The sequence below is a fragment of the Planosporangium flavigriseum genome (assembly GCF_011947225.1).
GTDB classification, from domain to species: domain Bacteria; phylum Actinomycetota; class Actinomycetes; order Mycobacteriales; family Micromonosporaceae; genus Planosporangium; species Planosporangium flavigriseum.
Genome location: NZ_JAATVW010000001.1, coordinates 94,986 through 107,652, shown reverse-complemented (window position 1 = coordinate 107,652; position 12,667 = coordinate 94,986). Strand labels below are relative to the sequence as shown.

At 68.3% G+C, this 12,667-nt stretch carries 10 protein-coding genes; all 10 read left to right on the top strand.

Translation table 11 applies throughout. From position 1 onward, the window contains the following. Positions 1–11: 11 nt before the first annotated feature. The 10 genes from HC028_RS00455 (at position 12) to HC028_RS00410 (ending at position 12,662) form a co-directional block, all read left to right on the top strand. Positions 12–1,157: an inorganic phosphate transporter gene (locus HC028_RS00455; RefSeq protein WP_168071711.1), complete on the top strand. Its 1,146-nt coding sequence runs from the start codon at positions 12–14 to the stop codon at positions 1,155–1,157. A 270-nt stretch (positions 1,158–1,427) separates the two neighbouring features. Next, positions 1,428–3,002 (top strand): PucR family transcriptional regulator, encoded by a 1,575-nt coding sequence (locus HC028_RS00450; protein ID WP_168071710.1) that lies wholly within the window; start codon positions 1,428–1,430, stop codon positions 3,000–3,002. Positions 3,003–3,120: 118 nt separating this feature from the next. Beyond that, positions 3,121–4,410 (top strand): aminotransferase family protein, encoded by a 1,290-nt coding sequence (locus HC028_RS00445; protein WP_203981215.1) that lies wholly within the window; start codon positions 3,121–3,123, stop codon positions 4,408–4,410. A gap of 67 nt (positions 4,411–4,477) precedes the next feature. Next, entirely contained in the window at positions 4,478–5,629 is a 1,152-nt protein-coding gene (locus HC028_RS00440; protein WP_168071709.1) for an FAD-dependent oxidoreductase, read from the top strand. Then, positions 5,629–7,239 carry an amidohydrolase gene (locus HC028_RS00435; protein ID WP_168071708.1) on the top strand — a complete coding sequence of 537 codons (1,611 nt, stop codon included), beginning with the start codon at positions 5,629–5,631 and terminating at the stop codon, positions 7,237–7,239. Before HC028_RS00440 ends, HC028_RS00435 begins: the two co-directional genes overlap by 1 nt. A gap of 175 nt (positions 7,240–7,414) precedes the next feature. After that, complete coding sequence (locus HC028_RS00430) at positions 7,415–8,347, top strand: ABC transporter substrate-binding protein (RefSeq protein ID WP_168071707.1); 933 nt, start codon at positions 7,415–7,417, stop codon at positions 8,345–8,347. 232 nt (positions 8,348–8,579) lie between these two features. Beyond that, positions 8,580–9,464: an amino acid ABC transporter permease gene (locus HC028_RS00425; RefSeq protein ID WP_203981216.1), complete on the top strand. Its 885-nt coding sequence runs from the start codon at positions 8,580–8,582 to the stop codon at positions 9,462–9,464. Further along, positions 9,461–10,222 carry an amino acid ABC transporter ATP-binding protein gene (locus HC028_RS00420; protein WP_275408228.1) on the top strand — a complete coding sequence of 254 codons (762 nt, stop codon included), beginning with the start codon at positions 9,461–9,463 and terminating at the stop codon, positions 10,220–10,222. The genes HC028_RS00425 and HC028_RS00420 overlap by 4 nt, the downstream gene beginning before the upstream one ends. A 10-nt stretch (positions 10,223–10,232) precedes the next feature. Continuing rightward, a complete protein-coding gene (locus HC028_RS00415) occupies positions 10,233–11,693 on the top strand; it encodes an aldehyde dehydrogenase family protein (RefSeq protein ID WP_168071705.1) in 1,461 nt (486 codons plus the stop codon). Between the two features lie 3 nt (positions 11,694–11,696). After that, positions 11,697–12,662, top strand: a complete 966-nt coding sequence (locus HC028_RS00410; protein WP_168071704.1) for a 2-hydroxyacid dehydrogenase — start codon at positions 11,697–11,699, stop codon at positions 12,660–12,662. Positions 12,663–12,667: the final 5 nt, after the last annotated feature.

Here is a 12,667-nt window from a genome sequence, read left to right as displayed (position 1 = left end):
AGGCGCCAGGGATGTCGCTGATGCTCGCGGCGACCATCGGTGTCGTCGTCCTCGCGCTGGTTTTCGACTACACGAACGGCTTTCACGACTCCGCGAACTCGATCTCGACCGTCGTGGCCACCGGCGTCCTGCGTCCGCGCTGGGCCGTCGCGTGGGCGGCGCTGTTCAACTTCATCGCGTTCCTGTTCTTCGGTACGGCCGTGGCCAACACGATCGGCCAGACCGTCAAGCTCGGCGTCGCCGGTACGGCCGTGGTCTTCTCGGCCCTGCTCGGCGCGGTGACGTGGAACTACCTGTCGTGGTGGATGGGGCTGCCGACCTCGTCGTCGCACGCGCTGATCGGCGGCCTGGTCGGGGCGGGCATCGCGGCCGGCGGGCTGAGCGCGATCCACTGGGGCAGCGTGCGCAAGGCAGCCCTGTTCATGGTTATCTCGCCACTGGCCGGGCTGATCCTGGCCGTCCTGCTGGTGCTCATGGTCCAAGGCATCCTGCGGGTCACCAGGTCCGACGGCAGCGGACGACCGATCAAGGGCCTGCAACTGCTGTCGTCGGCCGCCGTCTCGCTCGGGCACGGCACCAATGACGCGCAGAAGACGATGGGCGTCATCGTCGCCCTGCTCATCGCCAACGGATACCTGCACCAGTCCGGGGACAAGCTGCGGATCCCGCTCTGGGTGGTACTGGCGGCACATGCCGCGATCGCCGCCGGCACCCTCTCGGGCGGGTGGCGCATCGTGCGTACGCTCGGCACCCGCATCACCCGGTTGCGCCCGGCGGACGGCTTCGCCGCGGAGGCCTCGGCCGCGACGGCGCTGTTCACCTCCACCGCGCTCGGCGCGCCCGTGTCCACCACCCACACGGTCGCCGGCGCGGTCACCGGCGTCGGCGTGGCGAAGGGCGCGGTGCGCTGGAACACGTTCGGCGCGATGGCGGTGGCCTGGGTGGCGACGATTCCGGCGGCGGCGGTGGCGTCCGCCGCGGTGTACGGGCTGGTGAGGTTGCCAGGGCCGGTGTCGGCGATCTCCGTCTTCGCGGTACTCGCCGCGCTGGCCGCCGCGATCACGGCCGCCACGCGCCGCACGCTCCGCGCCGCGGACCTGGAACGCGAGATCAGCGAAACCGGCCGTCGATCAGCCCCAACCGCGACGCCGGTGTGACGGTTCATTTCTACGTCACCGAGCGTGAACTCGGCGCGGCTCTAACGGTGAGAAGGCTAGCGGCCCGACGTCGCCCGGGTCTTGCGCGCAGTAATCGTTGATCTTTAAAGTTCCGCCACCGGTGGTCGGGTGCGGCGGCGGCCTGGCCTGCGTATGCGGTGACCTGGGTGCGCGCTTGCCTTGGCGGTCCGGGTGTCGCAGTCGACCCTCGGCTGGAACTCGCCATGGACGGCATCTCCATATGGTCCCCATGTCCACCCGGGAGCGGTCGTGACGAAGCGGTCAAATGCTACAGAGGGCGCTTTCCTGCTCGGAGATCTCCTGGCCCACCCGGAGTTCAAGACGCAGCTCCTGACAGGGGCGGAACAGGGTCTTCTCCGCCCGGTCGCCGGCGCGCACGCCATGGAGACCGAGAATCCGTCGTCATGGGTGCCCCGTGACTGGATCATGCTGACGACAGGGATCCGGCTGCGAGGTCGCGCGGACGCGCAGCGGGCGCTGGTGCGTGATCTGAGCGAGGGCGGAATGGCCGCGCTCGGGTACAGCACCGGGGTAGCCACCAAGAACGTGCCGCCCGCCATGGTCGAGGAGGGCGAGCGGCTGGGTTTCCCGATCTTCTCGATCCCGTTCGAGATCCCTTTGCGCTCGGTGGTCACGTTCGTGCAACGGGTCGTGCTCGCGGAGGATCCCGAAGTCGTCCGGCGGGTGATGGCGACCCAGGACTACCTGCTCGACGTGGCCGGGAGTGCGGACCTGGGGGTGGGGCAGCAGGCGCCGGAGAGTTTGATCCTGACCCGGTTGAGTTCTCTGCTCCGTCTCGGAGTCGCGATCCTGGACGTCGACGGGACGCCGCTCTTCGCCGAGGGGTTCGTCGAGCCCAAGGACCTGAGTAAGCTGCTGAGGCGCGTCCCGTCAACCGCGCCGAGCGAGGTGTCGACGAGCACCGGGCGGCTGCTCGTGCTGCCCATTCGTTCCGGGGAACGTACGACCGGATGGCTGGCGGTGTCGCTGCCGCGTGCCGGGGATGCGAAGCCTACGACCATGGTCGTCGCACAGTCCGCGGCGCGGCTGTTGGGTCTGGTCACGATGAGCCGGGAGTCCGGTCCGCAGCGCCGCGAGATCCTGGGCGCGCAACTGCTGGCCCAGGCGCTGCAGGAGTCCGCGACCGGTGAGGACTCGCTGGAGGCTCCCCGGGGCCAGGACGACCTGGAGATACGGGCCCGGGACCTGGGGATCAGCTTCAGCGAGCCGGCTTTCGCGCTGGTGATTCCGGGTGATCGGGACGTCGCTCCGGAGCCGTGGCGGTACGTGGTTCGCGCGTTCAACGAGACAAAAGCACCCTATCTCGTTCTCAAGAACAGAACAGAGTGGATCGTTCTCATGCAGGGCAATGAGGATCAGGTGTACGACTTCGCCACGTCGCTCGGCCGGTTGGTCGGGATCGGGCGCCCGGTGAATGGAGTCCGCGCCTTTCGCCGATCCGTTGCGGACGCACGTTTCGCGCTGGTACGCCATCGATCTGACCGCGCCAAGAGTCTTGTCGCGCGGTTCACGTCCCTGCCACTGGCGCACTGGCTCATCGGCACCGCGTCAGGCGGTGATTTCGAGGAGATGTGCGAGCGGGTGCTGGCGCCGCTGACGGATCAGCAGTTACTGCTGGAGGCGGTTATCGCGTACCTGGCCGCGGAGCAGGACATTCTTCGCGCGGCGAACAGCCTGCACCTGCACCCCAATTCGCTGCGCTATCGGCTATCCAAAGTAGAAGAGCGCATCGGGGCGCCGCTGCGGCGCCCGGAGACTGTCTTGAGCCTCTACGCGGCGCTCTCCGCCCGTGGATACGTTTGAGTCAGCTTCTCGCATCGCACGATCGCGGCCGCGACTCTTTTGACAATCTCCAAATATGGATTCCTTGGTGCTCGCGCAAACTGGTGGCCACTCAGAAAACGGCACCAAGGAGGAAGTAGTGCGGCTACCCGATGGTCAAACGAAGGGCGCTCAGGGCGACACCGCGCTCTGGCATCCCTTCGCCGACATGCACGCGGTGCGCCGCGACGAGTTCATCGTGGACCGTGCTGACGACGTCTGGGTATACGACACCGAAGGCCGGCGATACCTCGATGCGACCGCATCACTCTGGTACTGCAACATCGGACATGGGCGGCGGGAAATCGCCGAGGCTGTCGCGGCTCAGCTGACGCGGCTCGAAGCCTACTCGGTATTCGGGGACTACTCGAACACCCCGGCGAGAGAGCTCGCGCACCGGCTGGCGGGGTACGCGCCGATGGCTGACGCCAAGGTGTTTCTCACCTCGGGCGGCGGTGACTCGGTCGACACCGCGGTGAAGATCGCCCTGACGTACTGGCGGCATCAGGGACGGCCGGAGCGCACTCACGTCATCAGCCGGGTTGGCTCGTACCACGGTATGCATGGAATCGGCACCGGGCTCGGGGGAATTGACGCCAACCGCAACGGCTTCGACGGAGTCTTCCCGACGGCCAGTCGGGTGGCCAACAACGACGCGGCGGCGCTCCGCGCGGAGATCGAGCGGCTGGGGGCGGACCGGGTGGCCGCGTTCATCGCCGAACCGGTGATCGGGGCCGGCGGGGTCGTGCCGCCCGCACCGGGCTACCTGGAGGCCGTGGCCGGCATCTGCGAGCAGTACGGGGTGCTGTTCGTCGCGGACGCCGTGATCTGCGGCTTCGGCCGGCTCGGAACCTGGTACGGGGTTGAGCGCTGGGGCCTGCGCCCCGACATGATCACTTTTGCCAAGGGCGTCACCAGCGGATACCTGCCGCTCGGCGGGGTGGTCGCGTCGGGCGACGTGGCCGCGCCGTTCTGGGACGAGCCGGGGCGCCCCTTCCGGCACGGACAGACGTACGCGGGCCACGCGACATGTGCCGCCGCGGCGATGGCGAACCTCGACATCATGGAGGCCGAGAACCTCCTTGACCGGGCCCTGAAACTCGAGACCGAACTGCACACGGCGCTGCTCGAACTAACCGGGCACGACGCGGTCACCGAGGTCCGGGGAGGAATCGGCGTCCTGTCCGCGGTCGAGATTCATCCGGACGTGCTGGCCAGGGACCCGGGCGTGCTGGGGAAGCTGCACCTCGCGGCCCGCCGGCGCGGCGTCCTGATCCGACCGCTGATCACCTCGCTGGCGATTTCGCCACCTCTGACGATCAGTTCCGAATACTTCGCCCACATCACGGAGGTCATCGCAGACGCTCTGGATGAAGTCACGGTCCCGTGACGCGTGATGACGGTAGTGGGCCCGATCAAACCAAGTAAGCACAGTGGACGGCAGGAGTGGGAGCGCAATGACGACTGAGGCGGTAGTGGCTGGTGCCGGTATAGCCGGGCTCACCGCGGGCTTGGCCCTGGCACGTCGCGGGGTGAAGGTGACCGTGTTCGAGCGGAGCAAGGATCCGCGCGAGTTCGGTGCGGGCATCTACCTCAAGGAGAACAGCCTCCCCGTCCTGGAGCAGTTGGGTGTCCTGGACAAGGTGATCGCGAACGGCGTCCCCCTGAAGGCGGCCCGCATCGTTGACGAGCGCGGGGAAGTCATCGTCAACCGGCGGTTCACCGAGGAAAGAATGATCACGGTTCTCCGTCGGGAACTGCACAACAGTCTGCGGGAGGCGGCGGTCGACGCCGGCGTCGAACTGGTCACCGACAAGATGGTGGTCGCGGCGAAGCCCGAGGGCGTCCTGGTCTTCGCCGATGGTTCCCAAGTGCGCGCCGACCTTGTCATCGGCGCGGACGGTGTGCGGTCGAGGGTGCGGGAGTCGCTCGGCCTGACCAAGTCCTACCGGACCATGGAGGACGGGGCGACGCGCCTGCTGATCCCCCGGCAGGAAGAGCCGATGGGGACCGAGTACTGGGCCGGTAACAAGCGGATCGGCGTCGCCCCCTGCTCGCCTGACCAAACGTACGTCTTCATGATCGGCCCTGAGCAGGACCGCCAACTCCGCCGGCTGCCGGTCGACACCGAGTACTGGAGCACGTTCTTCCCCCAGCTGGGGCACGTGTTCGACCGCATCACCGACGATGCCGGGGTCCACCACGTGCACGAGCACGTCGTGTGCAAGCGTTGGGTTGACGGGCGCGTGGCGATGATCGGCGATGCCGCGCACGCCCAGCCGCCGAACCTCGGCCAGGGCGCCGGGCTCGCCATGGTCGCGGCGTGGGAGCTGGCGCGGACGGTCGCCGAATCCCGGGACGTGCCCAGCGCGCTGCTCGACTGGGAAAGGCGGGTGCGGCCGGCTGCCGACCGGGTCCAGAAGCTCACCACGCTGTACAGCCACACCGGCTACTACTGGCCGGCGCCGCTGCTCGGCGCGCGCGCGAAGTTTTTCCACTTTCTCTCGGTCGTTCCGGTGACCTCCCAGGCCTGGGAGTTCTGGTGGCGGGGCGGCACGTACGCTCCCGCTCCCCGGTCGAACGCGATCACGGGCCCAGAAACCGACTGATGCGCGCCGACGTGGTGCTGCGGAACGGTCGGATCGTCACGATGGCAGACGACACCCCTGCCGCCTCGGCGATCGCCATCCGTGGAGACCGGATTCTGGCCGTCGGCAGTGACGGCGACCTGCTGCGCACCGCCCACGACGACACGAGGGTCATCGACCTCGGTGGGCGCACCGTCGTGCCCGGCCTGATCGACGCGCACACCCATCTGGAGTTGGCCGCGTACGCCAGGCACCGCTGGACGGACGTACGCGGTCTCTCCCGCGCCGAGGTCCTCGGCCAGGTACGGGAAAAGGTGGCCGGCTCCGCGCCCGGCACGTGGATCGTCATGCAGGGCACTTTCGGTCAGGACTTCCCGGACCGGGCTGAGCTCGACAAGACCGCGCCGGACAACCCGGTCGCCGTCCGGTGGACGATGCACAAGTTCCAGTTGAACTCGTGCGCCCTGGAGCTCGCCGGCATCGACCGGACGACGGTGGCGCCACCGGGCGTGCGGATCCACCACGGTGCGGGCGGTCATCCGACCGGACTGATCGAAGAGGGCTGGGATCTGCTGAACTGGCCCTCGCCCATGGGGGACGCCCTCGCGGACGAGATCGCCGAGACGGCGCGGGAGCTGTTCCTCCAGCACGGCGTGACGACGATCCACGACATCGCCGCCAGTGCGGCAGGGGTCGGCGCCTACACCCGGCTTGCCGGCTCTCCCGCGGTGCTGCCCCGCATCGGCCTGGCGTTCACCGCCGAGCCAGGGCACCAGCCGCTCATCCGGACGCCCGAGTTCGTACGCACGGGGCTGCGTACGGGGTTCGGCGGCCCGATGCTCCGGCTGTCCGCCATCAAGATCTTCGTCGACGGCGGACGGGACGGCGCCTTCCGCTCGACGGGCCTGGGCTCGCGGGGCGACCAGTGGGGCCTGCCGACGAGAACGCCGCAGGGGCTCGCGCGCGAGATTACGGCGGCCGTGGCCGCCGGCACCCAGGTGTGGGTGCACGCCATCGGCGATCTCGCCCAGGAGATGACGATCAGTGCGATCGAGCAGGCCGTCCGGGCGAACCCCGGGGTCGACCACCGCACCAGGATCGAGCACTTCGGCAACGAGATCTACGACGCGCGAAGCCTCCAGCGGCTGGTGCGGTGCGGCGGCATTCCCGCGCCGAACCCCAGTTTCCTGTACGCCGAGCCGGACGACCCGGACCGGCGGATCCCGCCGGGCGTCCAGAAGTACGGGCTGCGCACATTGCTGGAGGCGGGCACCCGGCCGCCCGGCAACTCGGATACGGCAGGCGCTCAGCCACGGGCGTGCAATCCCTGGTTCACGATGCAGCGGATGGTCGAGCGAAGGAACCAGCACGGCACGGAGATCGACGCGGGCCAGCGGATAAGCGTCGCCGAGGCGCTGCGTTCCTTCACCGTCGACGCCGCGGTGGCCACCTTCCTCGAGCACGACCGTGGATCCCTCGTGCCGGGCAAGCTCGCGGACCTCGCCGTCCTGAACAAGGACCCGTTCTCGGTTAGAGAGTCCGAACTGGAGAGCGTGACCAGCGTTCTCACCGTTGTCGGGGGAAGGGCGGACGGAGGTGAACTCTGGAATGACGAACTAGCGCGGACCTGACGATCCCCCGGGCCTGACGGAGCCGTCGCTTGAGCGGCGCGGGAACGTCGTTGGCCGCTTACCCCGAATAGCTGGCGCCGCGCTGGCGCCTCGCGTTCTCCCGCAAGCAATGACGAGACCAGGTGGAGAACCGCTTACGTCCCATCGCCAACGCACTCTTCGTCAAGGAGTTCATGTGACCACTTCCGCAACCCGACCTCGTCGGGCAATCTTCTGCGCAGCCTTCTTAGCCGTCACGGCCGCTCTGGCGAGCGCCTGCGCCTCATCGACGGAGAGCAACTCCGGTGGTTCGTCGGACACCGCGTCCGCCGGATCGTCGGCGGGTGGCGGCGCCCTCAACTCCAAGCTGCCGGCCGACCTCCGCGGCAAAGACAGCATCGACGTGGCTATCGTCACCGACTACCCGCCGATGAGCTACATGGACAAGGACCGCAAGATCATCGGCTTCCACGTCGACCTCCTGAACGCGATAGCGGGGGCCCTCGGCACCAAGTTCAACTACAAGGACACGTCCTTCGCCTCCTTGATCCCTGAACTTCAGAGCGCTCGGGTGCCGATGGCACTCGGCGGCACCACGGACACCGACAAGAACCAGGCCGTCGTCACCCTCGTGGACTACGCGTTCCAGTCGTCCAGGCTGACCGTCATCCCCGGCAACCCCGCGAACATCCAGGGACTCGACACCGCCTGTGGCAAGAGGGTCGGAGCGCTGGCGGGGTCGCCGGTCGTCCAGGATCTGCTGGATACGGCGTCCGCCGAGTGCGTGAAGGCGGGCAAGCCGAAGATCGACTGGAGCGCCTTCAAGAGCGCCGACCAGTCGGCCCTCGCGCTGACCTCTGGCCGGGTGGACGCGACGCTGGACAGCACGTTCGGGCAGACGTACCGGGTCAAGGAGGGCCAGAAGATCGAGATCGTCGGGCCCAAGTACCTCCAGCTCCCCATCGGCATCCAGGTGGCCAAGGACAATCTCGAGCTCGCCAAGGCGCTGCACGCCGCGCTGCAGAGCCTGATCGACAGCGGCGAGTACAAGAAGATCCTCGAGAAGTGGGGCATCGCCGACGCGGCCATCCCGGCAGCCACGATCAACGCCGGAAAGATCAAACCCTAGGGGCGATATTCGCCGGGTGCGAGCCGGTGCTCCAGGGAGGTCCGTGGAGCACCGGCCGCTCAATCTGGATCGTCTCTAGCCGCGAAGGGGCAGCTGTCCGATGCAACCAAAACTGACGAATCCCGAAGCTGATCGGTCCGAACGTGTCTCGCCGGTCGACGATGACGACGTCATAACGCCCCCTGGGCGAGTCCGGAGGCTCCTTCGGGCACAGACGCCAGCCCACTGGGCCGTGAGCGCCGTACTCGTCCTCATCGGCATTCAGATGGCTATCTCTGTCGCCCGGAACAGTAACTTCCAATGGGACGTCGTCGGCGACTACATGTTCTCCCGGCCGATCCTGACGGGCCTGGCGCGTACTCTCGAACTGACGGCCATCAGTGCCGTCGTGGGGTACGCGTTGGGGGCGCTGCTGGCCGTCATGAACCTATCGGGCGCCTACCTGCCGGCAGCCGTCAGCCGCGCGTTCGTCTGGTTCTTCCGGGGCACGCCCCTGCTGGTTCAGCTGCTCTTCTGGTTCAACCTGGGCGCGCTGTACCGGTCCATCAGCGTGGGGGTGCCGTTCGGGGGCCCGACGTTCTTCAGTGTGGACTCGAACTCGGTGATCACGCCCTTCACCGCGGCGATCCTCGGCCTCGGACTCAATGCGGGCGCCTACTTCTCGGAGGTCGTCCGCGCCGGGATCCTGTCGATTCACCACGGTCAGGTGGAGGCGGCCAGCGCGCTCGGGCTGAGCCGGACACAGACGCTGCGAACGGTGATCATGCCGCAGGCCATGCGCGTGATCATTCCCCCGGGCTTCAACGAGATCATCGGTATGTTGAAGTACTCCTCGATGGTCAGCGTCCTGGCCGTTCCCGAGTTGCTCTACACCGCCGAACTGATTTACGCGCGTACTTTCCAGACGATTCCGATGCTGATCGTCGCGAGCATCTGGTACCTCATCCTGACGACGATCCTGAGCATCGTGCAGCACTACATCGAAAAGCACTTCGGCAAGGGATTCCGCAATCCGAAGGTGAGCGATCGAGCCGGGGATCGGGCGACGGCGTACCAGCTGGAGGGCCCACCCGAAGGCGAACGGATGCTCGGCGGCGAGTCGGGAGGAAATCGATGACCGAGATGGTGATCGCGAAGAAGATCCGGAAGCGGTTCGGCGACACGGAGGTCCTGCACGGTCTGGATCTGACCGTCCAGGCCGGCGAGGTCGTCTGCCTGATCGGACCCTCCGGATCGGGCAAGAGCACGCTGCTGCGCTGCATCAACCACCTGGAGCGCCCGAACGGCGGAACCGTCACCGTGAACGGCGAGCTGGTGGGCGTGGTCCGCAAGAAGAGTGGACTGACGCCGATGCGCCCGGCGCAGCTGTCCAAGCAGCGCACCGACATCGGCATGGTCTTCCAGAGCTTCAACCTGTTCGCGCACAAGACGGCGCTCGAAAACGTCGCGCTGGCGCCCCGGCTCGCTCGCCGCGAGTCCCGCGAGGAGGCCGTTCGGCGTGCGGAAAAACTGCTCGCACAGGTCGGGCTGGCGGCGTTCCACAACTCCTACCCGGCCGAGATGTCCGGCGGGCAGCAGCAGCGGGTCGCCATCGCGCGTGCGCTGGCCATGCTCCCCAAGGTGATGCTCTTCGACGAGCCGACCAGTGCGCTCGACCCCGAGCTCGTCGGCGAGGTACTCGACGTCATCCGCACCCTCGCACGGCACGGGATGACGATGATCATCGCCACCCACGAGTTGAGCTTCGCGCGCGACGTGGCAGACCGGGTGGTCTTCATGGACGCGGGTCAGATCGTGGAGTCGGGGCCGGCGCGAGAGGTGCTGGCGCAACCTCGGGAGGAGCGCACCCGTGCCTTCCTGAGCAGGATCTTGTGAGGAGCGAAATATGAGCGTCCGGGAAGTAACCGAACGAAAAGAACTGGCCAACTTCATCGGCAACACGTGGCTCGCCAGCAAGGGGGACGAGGTGCTCTGCCGGGACCCGGCAGCGGAGGACCGCGTCGTCGGTGCCGTTCCCGACTCGACGGACGAAGACGTCGACGCGGCGGTCGCGGCTGCCGCGGCAGCGGCGGCCGAGTGGGCGGCTCGCCCGGCGCCCGAGCGAGGCGACCTGTTGAGCCGGTGGCGCGAGTTGATCGCGGAGAACGCCGACGAGCTCGCCCTCCTCATGACCCGCGAGATGGGCAAGCCGCTGAGCGAGTCCTACGCGGAGCTGGGACGCGCCCGGGGCGAGCTGGACTACACGGCCGGGGAGGGGACGCGGATCCTGGGCGACACCATCCCCAGCCGCGTGGCCGGCCAGCTGGTCTACACGCTGCGCGAGCCACTCGGTGTGGTCGCCGCCATCACCCCCTGGAACTTCCCCGCGGTCGCGCCCATCCGCAAGATTGCGCCGGCGCTGGTCGCGGGGAACACGGTGGTGCTGAAGCCGGCCCTCGAGACGCCGTTGACGGCGCTGGCCCTGGCCACGCTGCTGCGCGACGCCGGGGTACCCGAGGGCGTCCTCAACGTCGTGTGTGGACGGGGGAGCAGCGTCGGCTCCCGGCTCATCGCGGATCGAAGGGTCAACGGCGTCTCGTTCACCGGGTCCACGGGCGTCGGGCGCACCGTCGCCGAGACGGTGGCGCGGCGTTTGGGCAAGGTGCAGCTCGAGCTCGGCGGAAAGAACGCCGCGTACGTACACAGCGCCGCCGACCTGCGCCGCGCGGTGGACCACATCGCGACAGCCGCGATCCAGGCCACCGGCCAGCGCTGCACCGCCGTGAGCCGGGTCCTGGTGCAGGACGAGATCGCTGACGACGTCGTCGAGCTCCTGAGCGGCCTGTACTCGTCCTACCGGGTGGGCCCGGGAGTCGACCCCGACACCCAGGTCGGGCCCCTCATCAACAAGGCCCAGTTCGAGCGGGTGAGCGGGTACATCGAGACCGGCCTCGAGGAGGGGGCGGTACGGACGACGGCGCGGCGCAGCCTGCCCGACGGACTGTACGTCGAGCCCACCGTCCTCGACCGGGTCACCCGGGACATGGTCGTGGCGCGCGAGGAGATCTTCGGCCCCGTCATCAGCGTGCTCCGGGTCTCCGATGTGGATGAAGCCATCTCGATCGCGAACGACTGCGACTACGGCCTCGCATCCGTCGTCTTCAGCGAGCGTCTGGACGTGGCCATGCGGTACACCCAGGGGGTGCAGGCCGGCATGGTGCACGTGAACCACGGGACGATCAGTCAACCGCATGTGCCGTTCGGTGGCGTGAAGGACTCCGGCTCCGGGGCGTTCTCCATCGGCTCCACCAACCAGGACTTCTTCACGAACACGAAGACCGTCTACCTCAGCCCCACGGTGATCTGACGCATGCGAGTCGTCGTCACGCAGCCCATTCACCGGGAGGCCAGCGAGAAGCTGCGCTCCGCCGGCCTCGACGTCGTCGAGTCAGCCCAGGCCCGGCCCGTCGGGGGGCAGGAGCTCGCCGACCTCTGCGCCGGCGCCGCCGCGGTCATCACGCACCTGACCGACCGGGTCGACGCGACCGTGTTCACGGCGAACCCGCAGCTTCGCGTGGTGGCCAACGTGGCAACCGGTTACGACAACATCGACGTGGCGGCGGCCAGCGGTGCCGGAGTCGCGGTCACCAACACCCCCGACGTCCTCACGGACGCGACCGCCGATCTCACTCTCGCGCTCATGCTGGCCGTCGCCCGCCGGATACCCGAGGGCGACGCGATGCTGCGCCGCGGCGAGTACACCGGGTGGCAGCTGATGCAGCACCCGATGGGTCTGGACGTCTCCGGGAGGACGATCGGCATCGTCGGCATGGGCCGCATCGGCAGGGCGGTCGCGCGACGTGCGCACCTGGGCTTCGGCATGCCGGTGCGGTACGTGGGGCGGTCACCCGGGCATCCGGCGGACGACGCGGAGATCGGCGCCCGGCGCGTGGGCCTGCCGGAGCTGCTCGCCCAGTCGGACTTCGTGAGCCTGCACTGTCCGCTCACACCGGAGACCCGGCACCTCATCTCCGCCGCGGCGCTCCGGGCGATGAAACCGACCGCGGTACTGGTGAACACCGCCCGTGGCCCACTCGTCGACGAGCGGGCACTGGCCCGGGCGCTCCGGGCGGGTGAGATCGCGGGAGCGGGGCTGGACGTCTTCGAGCGTGAACCCGAAGTGGAGAGCGAGCTGCTCGACCTGCGGGAACGGGTGGTCCTGATGCCACATGTGGGCAGCGCGACCGAGTCGACGCGCCGCCGGATGAGCGAGGTGGCGGTGGCGAACGTCCTGTCCGTGCTCGCCGGCGACCCACCCATCAATCCGGTTTCCTGACGAGA

Excerpts from the sequence above, each read along its gene's own strand:
- HC028_RS00435 (WP_168071708.1), top strand. The coding sequence starts at position 5,629 with ATGCGCGCCGACGTGGTGCTGCGGAACGGTCGGATCGTCACGATGGCA.
- HC028_RS00440 (WP_168071709.1), top strand. The coding sequence starts at position 4,478 with ATGACGACTGAGGCGGTAGTGGCTGGTGCCGGTATAGCCGGGCTCACC.
- HC028_RS00420 (WP_275408228.1), top strand. The coding sequence starts at position 9,461 with ATGACCGAGATGGTGATCGCGAAGAAGATCCGGAAGCGGTTCGGCGAC.
- HC028_RS00410 (WP_168071704.1), top strand. The coding sequence starts at position 11,697 with ATGCGAGTCGTCGTCACGCAGCCCATTCACCGGGAGGCCAGCGAGAAG.
- HC028_RS00415 (WP_168071705.1), top strand. The coding sequence starts at position 10,233 with ATGAGCGTCCGGGAAGTAACCGAACGAAAAGAACTGGCCAACTTCATC.
- HC028_RS00455 (WP_168071711.1), top strand. The coding sequence starts at position 12 with ATGTCGCTGATGCTCGCGGCGACCATCGGTGTCGTCGTCCTCGCGCTG.